Source organism: Bacillus cereus group sp. MYBK79-1, from assembly GCF_051915365.1.
In the GTDB taxonomy this organism is placed as follows: Bacteria; Bacillota; Bacilli; order Bacillales; family Bacillaceae_G; genus Bacillus_A.
On sequence record NZ_JBQAEO010000014.1, the window covers coordinates 94,548 to 113,671 of the forward strand.

Here is a 19,124-nt window from a genome sequence, read left to right on the forward strand (position 1 = left end):
TGATAGAAAGGTGCGCAAATATGATTGGAGAACGTATAAAACGCCTTCGCTTACAAAAAGGTATTTCATTAACTGAACTTGCCGAAAAAGCTGGTGTTGCTAAATCTTACATTAGTTCTATAGAACGAAATTTACAAAAAAACCCTTCCATTCAGTTTCTTGAAAAAATTGCAGCAGTTCTACAAATTCCAGTTGATACTCTACTTCATGATGAAACAGCAAAGGAAAATCACTTAGACTCCGAATGGACACAACTCGTTAAAGATGCAATGAGCTCAGGTGTCTCCAAAGAACAATTTCGTGAATTTCTTGAATTTACAAAATGGAAGCACGATCAAAAATAATAAATAGAAAGAAGTGCTTACAACCAGCACTTCTTTTTTCTTTATAAAAAAAGCGGGGAATCCCCGCTTTTTAATTATTTTTCTTCGCCAGCTTCTTGGTTAGCATTGAATGTCCATTCTAAATCCAATGAATCACCTTGGAAGATATTTTGTTCTTTCCCATTATCTACAAATTCAAATTGTACCCACAGATAATCCTCTGTGCCTGCTTCTAATCCACCCTTTTCTCCCCACTCAGGAGCAAAGATGTCTTTAGCTAAAAGATCTGGATCAGCATTTTGTAAATCTGCTAAAGTTGTTTCATATACAGGCTCACTTTGTTTATCCCAGTTCCAAAGGAATTTCACTTTAACGTGCTTACCAAAGTCTTCACCAGCATTATCGCCTTTTGCATCTTTCACAGTATACTTTGTTGCTAGTTTAACGTCTTTAATTGTTAATGTACCGCTATTCTTTAATAAGAACTCTTTCTTAATAGAATCCCCTGGTTTTAAATCTTTAATATCTACAAGCGTTTTAGGGTCTAATGTAAGATCTAACGTCCCAGCTGCAAATGTATTGTTAGATACTTCTTTATCGCTAAAGTAAGCGAATGTTCCTCCACCAATTAAAGATAACCCCAATGCTGCTGATGCAACTCCCATACCTAATTTCTTTTTCAGACTCACAATCAATTCCCCCTAGCTGTTTTTTATATTTTTATTGCCATCTCTTATTTAAAATAAGAAATGTAACTAAAACTATATTAGCTTAGCTAATATTTGTTCTTTTTTAAAAACCTTATGTTCATTATAACGAACATGACTATATAAATACAACAACTTTTTATTAGTATTTTCAGTTATTTTCATTTCTCAATATTATTTTAAATTTTCAAAAAAATGTTGAGAAATAAAGAAAAACGTCAATTAATTTTCCCTATCTATACTAACTAGTTTTCTCGTATCTGCTAGATATTGACGTGTTTTGTTAAAATAAAAAAGACACGCTGAATAGGTGAGTCGCAATGCTCTCTCACCTATTCGGCTTTATAACCTCTATTCGCTCTGAAATGTTGCTGTATTTACTTGCTATTCTTATTTCTTACTCTCTTCTAGCTTTTTTGCTTCATCCTGTTTCTTACTCTCTTCTAATTTTTTCGCTTCTTCTTGCTTCTTACTCTCCTCTAGCTTTCTCGCTTCTTCTTGCTTCTTACTCTCTTCTAGCTTTTTCGCTTCTTCTTGCTTCTTACTCTCTTCTAGCTTTTTCGCTTCTTCTTGTTTCTTACTCTCTTCTAGCTTTTTCGCTTCTTCTTGCTTCTTATCCTCTTCTAGTTTTTTCGCTTCTTCTTGCTTCTTACCCTCTTCTAGTTTTGCTGTTTCATCTACTAATAACTTCTCAAAATCTTGAATTTGTTTATCAATCACTTGTAAATTAACTTCTTTATCAACAGACTCACAGTTTTCTTTCACTATATGAAAACCAGCATTCACATACGAGAATACTTGCTTATTCGATTCACTTTTATTTTCTTTTAACTCTTCTTGTACTTGATTAAAAGGATTTTCTATTGATACAAATACTTTTTGTAACAATTCTCTCTCAGCAACAATTTTCTCACGCCCTTGCTTCCACGTAACAAGCGCCTGCTCTAACTCTTGAGTAGAAGTGACAGTTACTTTTGATTTCATCTCTTCATACTCATGCAAAATAACTTCCTTATGTTTCTTAGCTTGTTCTGTTAACTGATCAACTGTTTTTGGAAAAACACTTGCTGTAGAAATGGTAGCCGCTACTTTCGTTTCATGAATGAAAGCTGCTTCTGTATAAGTCATTATTTGAGAGCCTAAATAAAAAGTAATAGAACACAAACATGGCAATATAAGCATCTTTTTGAAATTGCGAGGTGGCTTCAGCATTTTAATCTCTCCTATCGAACAACTTGTTCTTTATCAAGAACCATACCTTTATTATAATAAAGTGAATTATAAAATGATATAAAAAATTATCTTTCTTTTTACATTTCTCTTTTAATAGAAAAGGAGACTATCATTTTTGATAGTCTCTTTTTCTGCTTATTTTTTCTCCACTCCGTCACCTTGTTGTGCTTCAAATGTCCATTTTAATTGAAGTTTGTCGCCTTGGAATTCATTTTGAGGTTCATTTTTATTAATAAAGTGGAATTTCACTTTAAATGAATCATTAGTTCCTGCTTTAATACCTTTCTCAGGCCATAACCAACTTACTAAATCATTTTCTGCAGCAGTCACTGTTTTACTCTTCAAATCTTTCAATGTCGTTCTCTTAATTACTTCATCTTTTTTATCAATATTTTTCAAGAAAACTACTTCAATATCTTCGCCAAAGTCTTTCTTATTATCCTTCTTCACATCTTCTACATCATACTCTGTATTTAATAATACTTTTTTAATATCTAATGTACCTTTATTCTCTAATTTAAACTCTTTTTCAATTGTATCACCTGGTTTTAAATTATCCACTTTCACAATTGTTGATGGGTTCAGTGCTAAATCCAGTGTTCCAGATGCAAAGGTATTATTTGACACTTCTTTATCACTAAAGTATGCAAATGTTCCTCCACCAACTAATGCTGCTCCTAATACTGCTGATGCGATACCCATCCCTAATTTTTTCTTTAAAGTCATGTCCATATCCCCTTAATTTATGTATTTGTCAACTTCCTAATCGGAAAGTATAACCAATCGAACTAGACGGATTGTTCTACTTTTTTCTCTTTCTTTTCTCCGTCAATGCTACGAATCGCACTAAAAATAGAAATCGCAGAATAGCCTAGTAAAAATATTCCTGGAACAATAAGAAGTAAAGCAGCTCCAGCTTTTGAATTCGCATAATTTAATGCATACCCTGCATAGGGAACTGTAATATCCGCATATTTTCCAATTACATTCTCCGCAAGTACTGGTTCTAAATCAGCACCATTGTTGTTATCCCCTTTTGTTTCATACATTACTTTTCCATTTGTATCTTTCACACCGATAATACGGTGAGTGATAATTTTTTCATCTTTCTCTTTAAAGGTAATAACATCACCTTTTTGATATTTAGAACCATCTTTCGTCGGCTCTATCGCAATGATTGATCCTGTTAAAAATGTCGGTTCCATCGATCCTGATAACACTGATTTAAATTGATATCCCATCACTGTTGGATCTCCGCCACTCGCTTTTGAAGAAATAACTACAAAAGCTAAACAAACCATCAATGCAAATAAAACAAATGAGATAACGTTGCTAATCACCTTCCAAATTAATTTCATCGTTTCTCTCCCTCTCCGTTGTTTTATATTATTTGAAGTATACAATATTCACCATCGTTCTTTAACAAGAACACAAGTAAATAATATAACGAACATAGCGGAAATGCAATAAGAAAATTTACAATTATTAGTTATTTCTAATATATAAAAAAGACTGCGATAAAGTCTCTCCACAGCCTTTTAACTAGTAATTTATTTTTCTTCTGATTTCATTCCTGTTGTATTTCGGCGTAGCACTACAAATAGAATGGCTCCAAATAATACAGCAGCACCTACTCCAATGCTTATTATTTTCACGTTTGATTCCTTTACTTCAGGCGTAGCCGTATCTTTTTTAGGCATCGCAAAAGTGACATCTTCTTTAGAAAGAACATTTATCGTCGCAATTGTTTGATTATTCTTCGTAATATCAACTGCACCAACTACCTCACCACGATGAATTCCTTTATGATACAAAGAATCTTTATCTAATGCAGCCGCACGGAAAATCGTCCTCACGTTTTTCCCTTCATCTTTCTTAAGCATAAGTTCTGCACTTTGCTCAAGTTCGCTATCAATATCTTTATTTAAATACGTTGTCTTTTGGTGCCAACTATGTTTATCTAGTACAGTTTGCTTCACAAATTGACCGAAAGAATATTCCGCCATCTGCTTCAAGTCTTCATAAATTTCAGGTCTTTGAGAAGCCATTACTACATTTATAATACGATTTCCATCCTTCTCATTTAATAAAACGAGCGTATTGCGCGCTTCATTTGTAAAACCCGTCTTACCGCCAATGCTATATGGGTTTTCAAAATAAGTAGATTTGTTAAAAATAGACACCGTCTGTCTAGATGTCGTAACTGTCGTTCTTTTCGTATTCATCGCTTGCAAAATTTCAGGATACTTTTGCACACCTCTCGTAATCATAGCCATATCAAATGGTGTTGTATAATGGTTCGGATCATGCAATCCATTTGGCGTGACAAAGTGACTTTCTGTAGCCCCTAATTGCTTCGCTCTCTCATTCATCATATGAGCGAAATTCTCAACACTTCCGCCAATCCGCTCCGCAATCGCATACGACACATCATTCGCACTCAGCACCATTAAAATCATAAGCGCAGTATTTCTATTAATCGTCTCACCAGGTTGAAACTCAATTTGATAATTACTCTTCTCTTGATCTAATGCTAATTGTGAAAACGTAAATTGATCCTCTGGCTTCGTATGCTCCATAAGTAAAATTGCTGTTAACACTTTCGTCATACTAGCTGGAAATGCACGATGATGTGCGTTTTTGTCATACAAAACATCTCCTGTTTTCGCGTCAATCGCAGTTGCAAAATGACTAAAAACATTTGGCCCTTCCTTAGGTGGTGGTGGCACTTGTTCTGGATTCACTCCAACATTCGTCTCAGCACGTAACGTCATAGGTGTCAAAAAAAATAAACAAATAACGGTAATAAAAGCCAAAATTTTCTTAAAATTTACCATATGACTCTCCCTTTTCACTATACTCTCACAGCTTAAAAACTGAATCTACCAATCCATATGTAATTTGTATTAAATTGGAAGATTATTCACTGTTTTTTACTATATCATACTTTTACGATGAAGAACATAAATATACAGCAAAAAATAAGAAGGAATTATTCTTTCTTATCCTTCTCATCAATCAATGAATCTATTAAATTTTGACTAGCTTCCTCAGGTGTAATCTCATCTGTTATCCCCATAAACGACCAGCCTTTAGAATCGACCCACTCAACAAACTCTTGTAAAAACTCATCATGTGTAACATCCACATCAAGAATCGAGCCATTAATCGAAATCGTTCTATTTCTAGATACGCGCATCTTGAACGTTTTCCTTACCATTACAATACTTCTCCCTCTACTCCTGAATATTTATAAAATAATCTTGTATCTCTGTTATACATGATTTTAAGTAAATTGTAAAAAGGATATATTGGCCAATTTGCATATTGAAACTGAAAATCTATCACCCTGCAAAAATAGCAAACAATATGTAATTGATCATAAATTACTCAATAGATCCACATAAAAACAAAACAATTTACATTTTATTACACCAAATACAAATGATTTTCTTATAATAAAATGGAATATACTAGAAAAAATAACATGAGGAGGAACTCTATGGCGCGTTGTACGTATTGTAAAACGAAGTGAAAAGTAAAAGATATATGGTCGATACTCGTGACATTTGAAAAAGATTGTCCGTATTGTTTCGGGCGGCAATATCTATCAAAGAAAACATTGAGCGCTATGCCAGAATTTATAAGCTTACCTTTACACTTCTTATTCCCTTTTCTTGTTGATTTAAGTGATAAAATTCCTTTGGATTGGTATCGAAAATCATAACATAACCGGTTTATTCAAAATCCACTTTCAATTAAATGCTCCTCTTATATATTCCTTAATACACTACTAGCGTGATTCCAAATACTTTACCTTTAACAGATTACTATAAAAATATTGTAAAATTTCAGTTAATTATATATAATTGCTTTAGCATAATTATTAAAGATGCTATTACATAAGCATTTTTGAAGATCCCGTAGCTCAGCAGGGAGAGCGCCACCTTGACAGGGTGGAGGTCGTGAGTTCGAGCCTCTCCGGGGTCATATCCTTTTGTATCAACTGTTGATAATTTCATATTTTGACCAAAACTATCGGTGAGTACCGCTCAAGTTTTGATTGAAACTCCTCCTTTAACTCTAAATGAGACTGAAGGAGGTTTTTTTATGTCTTTAACATACTTCACTGAAAAAGAAATCGTAAAAAAACGACAACCCCACAAACGAAAAACTAGCAAAATTTCAAAAGAAGATTCTGTTGAACGTGTATTCGAAAGGTTTATTGATAGTAAAGTAAAACAGAATTTACGTCCCAAATCATTAAATCAATTCCTTCTTATGTTTAACAGCATTAAAGCATTTCATGAAACACAAAATGCTCATACATTTTATATGACCGACATTACAACAAACTTCATTTCTGACTGGGTCTACTGGTTAAAAAATGAATATGTACGCTTTGATGGTCATGCTTACGTGCCTGAAAGTGCTCAAACTGTTGGATTAGCGGACGAAACAATTTCCAGTAGAATCAAGCGTTTGAAAACATTCATCAATTGGTGTTTACGCCAAGAAATCATCAGCAAAACTCCATTCAATAAATTCGAGGGATTTCGTAAAGATAACACGCAAATTGATATTCTCTCAGTTGATGAATTAAATAACTTATTGAAAGTGGCGAAATCGTATTCTAATAAGAGTTTCAAACATTTTCGTGATTACGTATTGTTACACCTTCTCATTGATGGCATGTTTCGTATAACCGAAACATTATTGTTATCACTATCAGACATTGACCATACGAATCGAGCGGTAATTATACAATCCAAGAATGCCAAATCAAGAAAATCTCGTGGTGTACCGCTATCCAACAAAACATATCGTTTGCTTATGCAATTGCTCGAAGAAAATGAAGCATTTGAAGATGATGTTGATGATTTAATTTTTCTATCATTGAGCGGACGTATGTTAAGCAAAAATAATGTCCTACGTGATTTCCGTAAATACGCTATTGAAGCCAAAATTAAAAAACGCTTTTATTTACATTTAATACGTCATTCAGCGGCTACTCATTATTTATCATCTTCTGGTGACGTTGAATCGTTGAGGAAAATCCTTGGACATGCTGACTTACGAACAGTGCTCAGATATAGCCATTTAGCAGATACTACAATTCAAGAAAAACATGCTACTCATGGATTTTTTGGAAGTGAAAATGTAATCAATCGTAAACGAAATAATAGAAGGAAATAAAAATAAAACCGTCTACTCCCCCACCGACCAAAGTTTGGGATTAAACGGTTCACCACAAATCCGTGAAGGACTTGCTATGTATTTTAATTGTAGCAAAGTTTCTTCTCCATGAAAAGGAGAATGAGCCATGTTGTTAAATGATAAACCAGAAGAATTGACACGTTATTCGAAATTAAAATATGATGCAAAATTATTCATTCAAAAAGCGCATGAACTATGGGAATACAGTGATTTACAGATACGATGTGTGTATTTAATATCCGACTTAGCAAAGAAAGGTTGTGGGGTGTTCAGTATCGCATATGGCACATTTCAAAAGATGTTTGCACAACGCTTTAGCATGAAAATATCGTTATCAACTGTTAGACGTTTCTTCGCTTTAATGAAGAAAATCGGTCTGTTATCAATCAACGAAGCGAAACGAAAAAATGAACAACAATCCGCTAATGTGTATATCGTGGAGCAACAATGCGACGAACCACAACATGAACAGCCTGTAGAGCATCCTTCTGAACATCAAAATATTATTTCTAAAGAAATAAAAAACGATAAACATAATACATTAAACAATACTGTTAACAATGATGTAATACATGACGAATATGTATTTGCACGTAAAAATGGAATTAGTAAAAAGTTGTTCTTCAAGGTAATTGATGAAATGAAAAATAAAAAGGGAATTAGTAATATAGGAGCATACATACGTGGAGCGATTAATAACATAATCAAACACATATCATTCCGTAATGGAACACAAACATATGAAAATCCAATGAGTCAATTGTTTTATGCTTGGTTGAATGATGTCGGACACGAAACAGTATAGATTTCAAACACTTATTAACTCTTACTCGAACAATTTCCGTCTGCTGTCCTTGAAATAGATATCATAATTTTGTATAGATATACTTAATTTTCAAAATCACCCCAAAATACAGGCCTTGTATGAAAAGAAATTAGTGACAAACTTTAATAAATAAAAAAGCTACTCATTTTTCAGAGCAACTTTTGTTAAATAGTCCGCAATATCTTTAACCGCCTTTTCAGATGGCTCATTTTTTGAAATGTAGGGTTCTAATAAAATTTTTCTTTCCTACTTATCTATTATTTGGTATGATAATCCAGATTTCGAAAAGTTAGGAGGAATTAAATATGGAAAAACAAAATCCGGAAGAAAACAAACGTTTAGACATTTTTCATCCATATTGTGTTATCGGACTATATTTTTTAATTTCTATAATAATAGTATTATTAAAATTATTTTATTCTCCTACCAACGGTTATTTTATGACAACTTTAGCCATTTTAAGTGCTTTATTTGTTGTAGTAACTACTTGGAATGCAAAATACCTTAGCCTTCTCATTATTTTAGGTGGCTTCATTTTTGCTGCACTTCAATTTTTACCCTTGTCAGATGATGACATTTCGATGTGGAATGATATCATAGCAATTGGTGTTTTTAATTTTACAATTATATGGGTTCTCCTAATTAATAAAAAGAAAATGGAAGAACAAAAACACAAAGATTATATGCTTTCTGCAGCTAACGGTAAGCTTTATCAAGCTTTAGAAGATTCTTTGCATAGCGATTGGTTTCACAATATGGGTACTGAGGTAGAAAACAAATTTTGGGAAGCACTTGAATCACGACACTATCCAGGTGCCCCACGCAAAGAAGACTATGAGGATTAAAATAAATCCTACCTTGCATGAAGCAAGGTAGGATTTATTTAATTTATCTTATAGTTGTACATTTCTTTAACCAGTTGATATGAAAATATATTAATCTTATTTTTTATATAATGCCTTTTTAGGAGCAACTTTTATAAGACGTGTATGTTCATTCAATATTAAATGTGCTTTACCATCTATCTCTACTACCCCAGGACTTTCTTCTCCATCTTTTAATTCATAAAATACAGCTGGCTCTTCTTCCATATAAATATGGTTTAGCTTCTTAGGGTCTATAATTCCATTAGTTACAAGTTCATATAAAATATCTTGCGCGTCCATTAAGGTTCTCCTATAGTCATTTTCGTAAACAAACCGAAGTGCATTTATGCCGATTAAACCTTCTTCGGTTTTCTTGACCACAAATTCATTGAAACCTACTGTAATTTGATATTTCTGTGTTTCAAAGTCTTTGTACATATTTATGGCAGCTATAGGCATTGCCTCAACTCGTTCAATGTCATAAGTTTGTCCCTTGGCAATGTTCACATTATTTGGAGCAAAGCTAAGATTTTCAATAGTACAGTCAAAAGAATTATTGTCCATATGTTCAACTATAAAATCTTTTTCATAAGCTTCCTTAAGCACATCAAGTCCATACCAGTGTATCATTACAATTTGATGTAACTTATTGTATTGCCCAAGCTTTTTTGAATATGTACCAATATATCCTTTTCTTTCCCCTTTTGAATTTGGTCTTCCCCATATAACTTTCCAGTTTACAGACTGCATTTTATGCCACAATTCTTCCACATAATTTGTATACCCAAAAACGTTTTGTTCTTGGTCATGAAAATAAATATTATCTCCTTCATGATAAACCCTCATGGTACTCCCCCATTCTTATTATTAATAAAGACAATTATAAAGGAATTTTGAAAAAAAAAGAAAATACACTCATCATCAATTGAGAGTATAAGTGTTAGCCAGTAAAATGACTATTTTACTGGCTTTCTCACTTTAATTTAAATGTAAGATTTACATAATAATATATTTGAGCACCTCAAGATTCACTAAAATAATAAGATAATTGTTCTTCATTTATCTTATTCACAAAATAATTTTCAAAAAGATAAATAACACAGAGTAAAAAGACAAGAATTCATATGTTATTTATTTTCATTTAACGGTTATAATAAAATGAGAACTATTGTTTGATATAAATATTTTTTTCTAACAGAATTTATGAGATTGCAAAGTAAAAAGAAGATTTTCACTTTCTTTTGACTTTAAAACGCTTAAAACTTAAGGATGAAATACATTATGGGGGAGTGAAGATGCTTAAAAATCTATTAATGTTACAAAAGCTTGGTATAAACGGTGGTTTTATAGATTATGCAGCTAGGAATTTTTCAAAAAAAGATTTTTCTTTATTGTTTGAAGGTAGTGTTGTCGAATTACAATTTAAATACAACATCTTTAGCGACAAAGAACTTGATATTTTTTACAATATTGATAATATAAAGAAAGTTGAAGAGTCGACAGATGTTTTTATAACTAACAATAAAAAACAAAACATAAGGATACTATCCTATTATGATAGTGAATATCCCACAAGCTTAAAAGCTCTTGATAAAAAACCTCTATTCCTATACGCGAAAGGAAATGTTGAATTACTAAATTCTCCAAAATCAATAGCTTGTGTTGGGACAAGAAAACCAAGCAAACATATTGTCGAAGCCGTCCATGATATAGTTCAAGGACTTGTTAAAGAAAATGTGGTAATAGTCAGTGGTTTAGCCAAAGGGATTGATACCGAATCTCATCAATCCTGCTTATATAATAGAGGGAAAACTATTGCTGTTCTAGCTCATGGGTTAGATACAATCTATCCTAAAGGAAATATAGATTTAGCTGAATCAATTTTAAATAATGATGGACTATTGTTATCAGAGTATCCCATAGAAACAAATATAAAAAAACATAATTTTGTAGCCCGTAATCGAATTATATCTGCCTTATCACAAGGAGTAATTATATTCGAAGCAGACGAAAAAAGTGGCACAATGCATACGTCACGGTTTGCATATAAACAAGGGAAAAAAATATTCTGTCCTAATATAATTCAAGAACCAGAAAAACTTTCATCTGGTGTAAAAAAATTGCTTACAACTGGGAATGCATATCCTATAAAAAACTCTAGTGATGTAATGTATCATACATTTGAAACTCAAACATCATCTGTAAATATTAATCTAAAAACTTCATCATTTAAAGAACTTGAACACATGTCCAAAATCACAGGATTTTCAATCGATGAATTAATAAATGAAATAATTACAAGATATATTGAGGGGGAAAGAAACTATGAGTAAAACAATTGTTTTTCCAACATCTACATTAAAAAATAAAAGAAATCTTGTTTATGATGGTATGAGGGAACTAATACTGCAATTAAATAATGCCGGAGATAAAATCATTATAATGTCACATAACCGTGCTAAGGTAGCTGACCTATTAGAAGAATTTGATTTCATAGAGTTTTGTTACAGATGGCAAGTGAGAGAATTACTAAAAAATGATAATAATGGCACTTATATATTAGTTGGGAGTAACGATGATGATTTGAAAATAGCCGCTAGCACCAAAACTGCACTTCTTACTCCTAAATGGTCCGATATTCAAGACGAAAAGGCTGTAAAGTACGGCATAGAAATCCCAACAATTAAAGCTTTGCATAAAGTTATTCAAATTATCAAAAATCAAAAAGTTTGGTTCTACAAAGTAAATATTGATGAAAATGCTACAGTGTATTCATTAACTAGTGCCAATTCCAAAGGAAATGTACCACAGACAGAAAAAGAAATTGTTGATGGTTTTAGAAACCTACTGAAACATGGTAATAAAAAATACTTCAAAGTATTACAGTTGCATTTTTTAGCATCAATTATACATAATCCAATATTTAAAGACGTTGATATTTGGTCATTCATGCCATCTTCTGGAACTGATATTAATGAAGACATTTGGGCATTGAAAGAACGAGCACGAATATTAATGGGAAAAAGATTAACAGACCCCCTTTTTATTAGGCATACAAAAATCAAAAAAAGTCATTCTTTTACAAACAATGATGACAGATTATACTGCGAAAGACATTTCCCAAGTATGAATATCAATCCCGATTATTTGAAGAAACTAAAAGGAAAAACCGTATGTATTTTAGATGATTATTTAAACAACGGCACATCATTTGAAACAATAAGGAATTTGTTAATGCATGCAAAAGTAAAAAAAGTTATTTTTGTTTCCTTAGGAAAATTCAGAAGAAATTCAGGTATTGAATATTACAAACAAGATTACAGACTGGCTGGGAATATCTTCACTCCTGAATATTCTTTTAAATTGCAAGATGAGTCAAATATTAATGGGGTATATGACACAGCTGCACAAGATGAAATCCGAGAACTGTATAACATCATATATTCTTAAGAGATTAATATTTTAAAACAAACTTTGTAAAACAGAAATTCACTTAATAAATAAGATAGGTCTCATTTTCAAGAAGGACTTATCTTATTTATTAGTAATTCTATATATATCCATAGTCTTTTTAATACTGTAAAACATCGAACTCATGGAAGAAATTAATGCAAGGTTTTTCAAGCTGATTTGAAGCGATAATCTGCACAGATTTATTCATCATCATCTTCCTCCAATAGAGCCAGTAATGGATTGACTTCCTGTTTATTTTTTGTATTCATTTGTTCTAGTTTCTTTTCTTCAATCATTAATTTAGCCATTTCATTACTTAATCGCAAACGTTGGCTAAGTGGAATACATAACGCAGTCATATGTGTTGTAATTGATTTTTCATAAGCCTGAATGCGTTTCTCAAATTCCATTGAACATTCATGTACCTCATCTAATTCTTCCAACTTATTATTTAGTAAATGATAACGATACATACTCTTTGCTAACATTGATAAACTAATAGAATCTGCTTCAGTAAAATTTTCATTTAGCTTTGCTAACTTATTGAAAATTGCTAGTTCTTTCTCGTTCATAGATAACCATGCTTCAGGTTTTGATTGTAGATTTCTTACAAGTTTTCTTTCCATTTCTTCCCGTGCCTGTTTTTCAGCTTTTGATATTTTCCTTGTCATTTGACTTACAGATTTAGTAGGTCTAGTCATAGTATTGTATTCCTTTCTTATTTATCTCTTCAATATCCCCATTTATTCACAATTTTCTATACAGGATAGCATTAAACATACTCAAAAAAATAAGTTATGGGGAAAAATTTTTTCCTTATTTGTCACCGCTATGTCCATTCATCGCCTACTGTTTTTTCTTTTTGGACAGGGGGCTATTAATCTGCTATTCAATAATTCATTTATAAAGCAATGAATGGAGTTATTTTTTTGACTTCATAATTAAAATCCAGTTTATTTCTATTTCCTAATTCTAAGTTGCAATGTTTACACAATGTAATCAAATTACTTTCTTCGTAAGCTAATTCTGGATAATCACGCCAGGACTGGATATGATGGCATTGTAGGTTATCAGTGATAAATAATCCAAATTTAATTCTACACCGCACACAATGTCCATCATCTCTTAATATAATCTGCTTACGTAACCTCTGAAATTTTCTTGTGGTACTTGGATGATATCCACTTTTGGGCTTAGCTCTATACTTCTGACAAACACATCTTTCTTTGCTTTTTGCTAACTGCCCACAAAAAACACATATTCTATTTGCCTTAAACCCCATAATCTAATCCTCCATTAATTTATTTAGCATAATTTTAAGATGTTAAGTTGATAATGTTTAATTGGTAAGAAAACTACTCAACAATATTTATTGAATATTAATATTCAATTTTTCATCCTTTCGAGCTTGCTGAACTAACACAATTGTCTTTAATGTATTTGCTTTAGTTCCTAAGCGTTTAGCATGCGTTTCAAAATATTTATCGGCGTCTTCTGGTAAACGTAATACCGATTTTTTATCATATTTTTTCTCCATTTCAATGTCTCCTTTTGTCTATTTTTGTCTACAAAATATATATACAGTACTCGTATGGAAGTAAACTAATATCTCGAAAAAGATACGATTTCTTCAAAAAAATAACGAGCTACATAGCCCGTCTCCTTCTAAATCTTGTATTCCGCCCAATCCTTCAATAGATTTCGCATTCGTTCGGATGGTATGTAACAATTCATCGGTTGGCCTTTGCGAATGCAACCACGGAACATGAACTGAATTAAATCGGATACAGCTAACGCATTTTCATCAATTTCAACGCCGTAATTTTTGAAAAATCGTTTCTCCATCGGATTCATAAAACGATTGTAAACAAATGCCATAGCTGTACAATTCGCATAATCATTTGTAGCTCGAGCATTAAATGGCAAATAATTATCTTTGCTTCGGTTATCTTTTTTATTGAATTTGCATTTTGGATTTTTCAATGTTGAAGCTGTTGATTTTTTTGTTGTCCAATACAAATTGTCGTTGTCTGTTGGCACCTGATTTCTGAAGTAGTTGTTTAAATTGTTTTTTAATTTTTTCAGTTCTTCGTCAGATGCTTTATCAAACCAACCTGATGAAAGCAAAGCTTGGTTTTGTTGTAATGTTAATTTTTCTCGAAAATCAAAATTGCTGTTCATCACGCTGACAGATTTCCCCTTCTGGTAATCTTCATAAATGTTCAGCAAGTCATACATTTCTTTTCTTGGTTCAACTTTCGGATTATAATCAACGAGTTCATAACGACCATCCTGATTATCAACGCTGAACTTTTTGAATTTAATGTCATTGGCTTTATAGTAACCGCATTGTTGTTGCCCATCAAACATATAAGTTAAAACAAAAACCGTTTCAAAAGCTTCAAAAGCTCTTGTGTTCATCGTCCAATACAAAGCAACTCCGTCAATGTACGTTAAATTCTCGCTTTCTGCTAAAATCCTAATATCGTAAAATCTACTTCCATTATAATCATCATCGAGCCAAACCACCGTACCATCATCTTCAACTTTAATCATGCCATCTCGTATTAGCACTTTAAAATCATCGTCGTCAATGTTGTACTGTTCCATTACGTTTGCAACTTCGTCCATGATTAATGTGTAGCCAGCATCTTCAATCATTTCTAAAGTATCTAAATCTAGTTTTTTGAACAACGCATGAGTTGTTACGATTGATTGACCAGCATTTATCAAAGCTCGGAAATGTTTCATTTTTGAACCTTTACCATTGATAACTTCAGGGTCAACAAAACCAATGTTGGTGCTATCTTTAACACGTTCAACTTCATTAAGAAATGGTGTCACATAAATAAACTTTTCATGTTCTTCCCCAAAAGCTAATTGCTTCATTCGTTTATTGCTTTCATTTATATATTGAATCGCCCAAGATGTTTTCCCAGCTCCACAAATGGCATCTACTACATTGATTGTACGAGTCATACCAAAAATTTCTGTTTGTCGCATAAGATTTACCTCCCAAATATCTATACAACTATTATAGGTAAAATAGATGGTTTGTAAGGAAGCCATATGAAAAATATCGTTTTAACAAAAATCATTAAAAAGTGTGAGAACGTAGTGAGAAAAGTCATTAGGACCACCGTTAGAGCGAGTACCTCTTTAAACAAAATATATATAAATGTGCCAGTTTTACAAAAAGCGCCGAAGGCAAAAACAGCGATACCTGAGTGCGTAGCACGAAAGGTGACGGGACAGCTTGCCTGTCCCGTCCATGGTTTTTAGTAACAATAGTAACCAATATATAATCAGTAGCAATGATAAAAGGCAGCAATACAGTTACTACCTTTTCAACTTTAATTTTTTCAAATTTTATAATTCGCATTTGCATACCCCTACAATCGTTTTTACCCCTTCCCCTGTATCTCCCATTAATCATCATAACAACGTCATTTTTACATAGCGGCAAATCAATTTGCCACACATGCTAAAACTACATTTAGCCCTCGAACAAAAACGAACATTAATAATAAATAACTTCCATAAGTTCGTGTTTAGGTGTAAAATATACAAAAATACCTAGACATAATTCGCTTTCATTGATAATATAAAGATACGTCAATCAATGTTACAAAAATTGACAAATTACATAATACCTCCAATTACTAATGAAAAATTATAATTTGATGGAGGAATGAAACATGGCACTAATAACAAAAGATGTATTGAAAAATTTTTTTGAACACATAAAGCGAGTTGATGGTTACATTGGCTACGAAAAACCAGACGATACAGACAAGCTGTGTCGCCCACTACATTCGCTACTTTCATGTCGCGAACGCTCCCCTTGTGAGTATTGTTGATTTATTAATATGTCCTTCAGCGTTATTAAGGTTTGAGAGCAACTTTTAATGCTAATATAATTAAATTAACAATATTTAGGAGGTTAATGATAATGAACCAAAAAAACATATCATCGGCAATTGATGTATTAACAAGTTTGTTTTACGTACATAAAGACCAGTACGTAGGAATGATGACATTTGAATATTATGTGGAAATCGGATTGCTAAAGGATGCTAGTTTGGTAGCGGGAGTAATCGAAGAGAAAAGATGTTTCGACTTGATTCATATATTGAAGTTATTGGACATGCCAACCGCAGATTATATCGAAAGCATTCTACGGGGCTATTGATATGAACAGACGTTTAACAATGACGATGATAAATATGTTAATGGCGGAATACAGTAATCGGAATGTACCAATGGTGCACACATACTTAAAATGGTATCTAGACCCAAACGAAAAATTCAATCTTGTAAACGATTTAGAAATGACCGCTGAGATGTTAATGGAACGAGGCGTTACATTCTTAATTGATTTGATTTCCAATATTGATTGGAAAGTAGCGAAAATTTTGTATGCGCTATGCGATGAATATAAATATCCTTATTCGTATCAAATGCGGATTGAAAATAAATATTCAAAAAGGAGTAGTTAATGTGAATGGCCTATATATGTTACAGCCTGAAAACATACGTCAGTGGGTACGTGATAATGTTTTAACTACTCCAGAAGCAATTGAATATTTAGGAATATCCCGAGCTAGACTTTCTCATATGATAAAAAATGGCAAGATAATACCTGTTAAAAAACTGGGATGTGTTAGCTTGTTTTTAAAATCTGATTTATTCGCTAAAAGAAAAGAACTCATCGAGTTACGAAAAAAATACCGCCCATACGAATATTAAAATTACCAATTTGGGAGGGATACAAGTGAAGAAAAAAGAGCCTGTAAAAGTCATATACAAATACAGCTTGTTTCAATACTTGGTGAAGAACGACTGTCAATTCCTGTATTCCACACGTAACCGAAGTAAACCAGAATGGCAATGTTATATGTTTTTGCATGATGAAAGATTGGACCACGCTTTAGACGAATATCCAAATGAGAGGTATACCAATGGTGAAAAAACGAGTAGATTTTGAGCGTGTGAAAACGATATTGTTATTCGTATCGGTCATAATAATGATGCTAATGTTCGCTATGACGGTGTGGGACGATTTGTTTCATAAAGATGATGAAACGATAAGGCAAGAACAGGAACGGGAAACTCGACGGCTAGAACGTCTGGAAATGATAAAAGAAATGAAATAATAGGTACTCGGTAAAACACCGAGTACCTTTTTTATGTATGTTATCGTTCGTATATTATTCTGGATTTACGTTTCGATTTTTCACTTATATTTATATACCATCCGTCATGAGTATTACTCCGTAATTTAACCTCTAAAAACGATTCCCAATCAAATTCATACATGGCTCTTAGCTTCATATCATCATTGAAAAGCACAACAATTACATATTCAAATTTCTTTTTTTCAGGCAAATTGGAATTTGGCGGGTTTAATCCTCTAAATATTCCCGTAGCACTTCCACTTGATGCTTTTATGCTATATCGTTCATTAGTATCACTAACGGCATCTATATCCTGTGCTCCTATTTCGACCAAACGTAAATTAGGCAAATGTGGCGTAGCATTATAATGTTCGATTGCGACATATTCGCCCACATCACCAACAAAATTATTTGTTCGTATGACACCTTTCTTTTTGAACATTCGCATCAAACGACTGTAATGTTCCAACCCCTCAGAAATACTCATATTTTCATAATCCTCTTCGGATAACATATATATCACTCCTTTATATGGCATGTTTATTTATTACCACACGAAGCAACCAATACCTTCCAATTGCCGAAAGGATATTTTAAAAATTTAATTTTTGAATATTAATATTCAAAAATACTTATTTTTTATTTATATATGAAGAAACTCGTCTCAAAGTGAATAGCGCATACTTATTCACAATTTCGCCACATTTTCCACTTTACGATTAAATCAGTCTCAATATAATAGCGGTGTAATGAAAAACAAACATTTAAACGATACATTATATGAAGAAAAAATAAAAATGAAGAAAGTCTATTTGGCTTCCTTACATAACGAAGTCAATCAATATAATAGTGGTGTAATGAAAAACAAAAACGAAATGGAGACTGATTTATTATGACAACTAAAATTAAAAAAACAACAAAAGAAATGGTAGTATCACTTAAAACGGAAAATGAAGAATTGAAAGCGAAACTTGAAACTCGTGAAAAATCAATTAAAAATTTATCAGAGTGGATAATTGAAATGGGAACGTATGCCAATGTTGATATCCAACGAGATTTCAATGGAATATTTGATGAAAATTTTATTGAAGAAGTTGCTACTTGTCTTGAAGACGATATTCTTGGTAGCAAGTTTGACCTTGAACGACAAGATAAAATTATCAAAAATCAAGACGAGTCAATTGAAGCTCAAAAAATTGTCATTAACAATTCTAATTTGATTATTATGATGTTAGCAAAACAACTTGAAACGAAATACAATGATGAACTTGGTAAAGCATATTTAAAAGCAAGAGCTAAGTAACAAATTATCAATGGGAGCT

At 32.4% G+C, this 19,124-nt stretch carries 24 protein-coding genes and 1 tRNA gene; 13 read left to right on the forward strand and 12 right to left on the reverse strand.

Annotation, left to right across the window (positions count from 1 at the left end; translation table 11 throughout):
• Positions 1-20: 20 nt before the first annotated feature.
• The gene (locus ACTFOB_RS20285; protein ID WP_000578867.1) at positions 21-344 is read left to right on the forward strand and encodes a helix-turn-helix domain-containing protein; all 324 of its coding nucleotides are present in this window, start codon (positions 21-23) and stop codon (positions 342-344) included.
• Positions 345-418: 74 nt separating this feature from the next.
• Here the strand turns inward: ACTFOB_RS20285 and calY are convergent, their stop codons facing one another.
• From calY to ACTFOB_RS20315, 6 genes are all read right to left on the reverse strand, one after another.
• Entirely contained in the window at positions 419-1,012 is a 594-nt protein-coding gene (calY, locus tag ACTFOB_RS20290; protein ID WP_151631218.1) for a biofilm matrix protein CalY, read from the reverse strand.
• Positions 1,013-1,420: 408 nt separating this feature from the next.
• A complete protein-coding gene (locus ACTFOB_RS20295; protein WP_440025373.1) occupies positions 1,421-2,242 on the reverse strand; it encodes a DUF4047 domain-containing protein in 822 nt (273 codons plus the stop codon).
• Positions 2,243-2,398: 156 nt separating this feature from the next.
• The gene (locus ACTFOB_RS20300; RefSeq protein ID WP_440025375.1) at positions 2,399-2,989 is read right to left on the reverse strand and encodes a TasA family protein; all 591 of its coding nucleotides are present in this window, start codon (positions 2,987-2,989) and stop codon (positions 2,399-2,401) included.
• Between the two features lie 62 nt (positions 2,990-3,051).
• Positions 3,052-3,621 (reverse strand): signal peptidase I SipW, encoded by a 570-nt coding sequence (sipW, locus tag ACTFOB_RS20305; RefSeq protein ID WP_440025376.1) that lies wholly within the window; start codon positions 3,619-3,621, stop codon positions 3,052-3,054.
• 192 nt (positions 3,622-3,813) lie between these two features.
• Entirely contained in the window at positions 3,814-5,100 is a 1,287-nt protein-coding gene (locus ACTFOB_RS20310) for a D-alanyl-D-alanine carboxypeptidase family protein (protein ID WP_440025378.1), read from the reverse strand.
• 155 nt (positions 5,101-5,255) lie between these two features.
• Positions 5,256-5,483 carry a hypothetical protein gene (locus ACTFOB_RS20315; protein WP_440025380.1) on the reverse strand — a complete coding sequence of 76 codons (228 nt, stop codon included), beginning with the start codon at positions 5,481-5,483 and terminating at the stop codon, positions 5,256-5,258.
• A gap of 327 nt (positions 5,484-5,810) precedes the next feature.
• On the opposite strand from ACTFOB_RS20315, the gene ACTFOB_RS20320 reads away from it, so the two are divergent.
• The 5 genes from ACTFOB_RS20320 to ACTFOB_RS20340 all read left to right on the forward strand — a co-directional run bounded on the left by ACTFOB_RS20320 (position 5,811) and on the right by ACTFOB_RS20340 (position 9,151).
• Positions 5,811-5,990: a hypothetical protein gene (locus tag ACTFOB_RS20320; protein ID WP_440025430.1), complete on the forward strand. Its 180-nt coding sequence runs from the start codon at positions 5,811-5,813 to the stop codon at positions 5,988-5,990.
• A 190-nt stretch (positions 5,991-6,180) separates the two neighbouring features.
• A tRNA-Val gene (locus ACTFOB_RS20325) sits at positions 6,181-6,253 on the forward strand.
• Between the two features lie 120 nt (positions 6,254-6,373).
• On the forward strand, positions 6,374-7,459 hold the full coding sequence (locus ACTFOB_RS20330; RefSeq protein ID WP_440025382.1) for a tyrosine-type recombinase/integrase: 1,086 nt from the start codon (positions 6,374-6,376) through the stop codon (positions 7,457-7,459).
• Positions 7,460-7,586: 127 nt separating this feature from the next.
• Positions 7,587-8,285 (forward strand): hypothetical protein, encoded by a 699-nt coding sequence (locus ACTFOB_RS20335; RefSeq protein WP_440025384.1) that lies wholly within the window; start codon positions 7,587-7,589, stop codon positions 8,283-8,285.
• 326 nt (positions 8,286-8,611) lie between these two features.
• A complete protein-coding gene (locus ACTFOB_RS20340; protein ID WP_440025386.1) occupies positions 8,612-9,151 on the forward strand; it encodes a hypothetical protein in 540 nt (179 codons plus the stop codon).
• Between the two features lie 96 nt (positions 9,152-9,247).
• Here ACTFOB_RS20340 and ACTFOB_RS20345 read toward each other — a convergent pair whose 3' ends face one another.
• The gene (locus ACTFOB_RS20345) at positions 9,248-10,018 is read right to left on the reverse strand and encodes a hypothetical protein (protein ID WP_440025388.1); all 771 of its coding nucleotides are present in this window, start codon (positions 10,016-10,018) and stop codon (positions 9,248-9,250) included.
• Positions 10,019-10,467: 449 nt separating this feature from the next.
• On the opposite strand from ACTFOB_RS20345, the gene dprA reads away from it, so the two are divergent.
• Together dprA and ACTFOB_RS20355 are read left to right on the forward strand one after the other, a co-directional pair.
• Positions 10,468-11,505 (forward strand): DNA-processing protein DprA, encoded by a 1,038-nt coding sequence (gene dprA / locus ACTFOB_RS20350; RefSeq protein ID WP_440025390.1) that lies wholly within the window; start codon positions 10,468-10,470, stop codon positions 11,503-11,505.
• Entirely contained in the window at positions 11,498-12,622 is a 1,125-nt protein-coding gene (locus ACTFOB_RS20355) for a phosphoribosyltransferase (protein WP_440025392.1), read from the forward strand. Before dprA ends, ACTFOB_RS20355 begins: the two co-directional genes overlap by 8 nt.
• 203 nt (positions 12,623-12,825) lie before the next feature.
• Here ACTFOB_RS20355 and ACTFOB_RS20360 read toward each other — a convergent pair whose 3' ends face one another.
• The 4 genes from ACTFOB_RS20360 to ACTFOB_RS20375 all read right to left on the reverse strand — a co-directional run bounded on the left by ACTFOB_RS20360 (position 12,826) and on the right by ACTFOB_RS20375 (position 15,628).
• Positions 12,826-13,326 carry a hypothetical protein gene (locus tag ACTFOB_RS20360; protein ID WP_440025393.1) on the reverse strand — a complete coding sequence of 167 codons (501 nt, stop codon included), beginning with the start codon at positions 13,324-13,326 and terminating at the stop codon, positions 12,826-12,828.
• 200 nt (positions 13,327-13,526) lie between these two features.
• Entirely contained in the window at positions 13,527-13,907 is a 381-nt protein-coding gene (locus ACTFOB_RS20365) for an HNH endonuclease (RefSeq protein WP_440025395.1), read from the reverse strand.
• Between the two features lie 87 nt (positions 13,908-13,994).
• Entirely contained in the window at positions 13,995-14,162 is a 168-nt protein-coding gene (locus ACTFOB_RS20370) for a hypothetical protein (protein ID WP_153592751.1), read from the reverse strand.
• A gap of 128 nt (positions 14,163-14,290) precedes the next feature.
• Positions 14,291-15,628: a hypothetical protein gene (locus tag ACTFOB_RS20375; protein ID WP_228496040.1), complete on the reverse strand. Its 1,338-nt coding sequence runs from the start codon at positions 15,626-15,628 to the stop codon at positions 14,291-14,293.
• A gap of 949 nt (positions 15,629-16,577) precedes the next feature.
• Here ACTFOB_RS20375 and ACTFOB_RS20380 point away from each other — a divergent pair.
• The 4 genes from ACTFOB_RS20380 (at position 16,578) to ACTFOB_RS20395 (ending at position 17,781) form a co-directional block, all read left to right on the forward strand.
• On the forward strand, positions 16,578-16,817 hold the full coding sequence (locus ACTFOB_RS20380) for a hypothetical protein (RefSeq protein WP_153592752.1): 240 nt from the start codon (positions 16,578-16,580) through the stop codon (positions 16,815-16,817).
• 1 nt (position 16,818) lies between these two features.
• Positions 16,819-17,124, forward strand: coding sequence for a hypothetical protein (locus ACTFOB_RS20385; protein WP_153592753.1), 306 nt, complete (start codon positions 16,819-16,821; stop codon positions 17,122-17,124).
• A gap of 16 nt (positions 17,125-17,140) precedes the next feature.
• Positions 17,141-17,374 (forward strand): helix-turn-helix domain-containing protein, encoded by a 234-nt coding sequence (locus ACTFOB_RS20390; RefSeq protein ID WP_440025398.1) that lies wholly within the window; start codon positions 17,141-17,143, stop codon positions 17,372-17,374.
• 212 nt (positions 17,375-17,586) lie between these two features.
• Positions 17,587-17,781, forward strand: coding sequence for a hypothetical protein (locus tag ACTFOB_RS20395; protein ID WP_153592754.1), 195 nt, complete (start codon positions 17,587-17,589; stop codon positions 17,779-17,781).
• Between the two features lie 40 nt (positions 17,782-17,821).
• On the opposite strand, the gene ACTFOB_RS20400 is transcribed toward ACTFOB_RS20395, so the two are convergent.
• Entirely contained in the window at positions 17,822-18,316 is a 495-nt protein-coding gene (locus ACTFOB_RS20400; RefSeq protein WP_440025399.1) for a DUF6998 domain-containing protein, read from the reverse strand.
• A gap of 378 nt (positions 18,317-18,694) precedes the next feature.
• Here ACTFOB_RS20400 and ACTFOB_RS20405 point away from each other — a divergent pair, with 378 nt between their 5' ends.
• Positions 18,695-19,105, forward strand: coding sequence for a hypothetical protein (locus tag ACTFOB_RS20405; RefSeq protein ID WP_440025400.1), 411 nt, complete (start codon positions 18,695-18,697; stop codon positions 19,103-19,105).
• Positions 19,106-19,124: the final 19 nt, after the last annotated feature.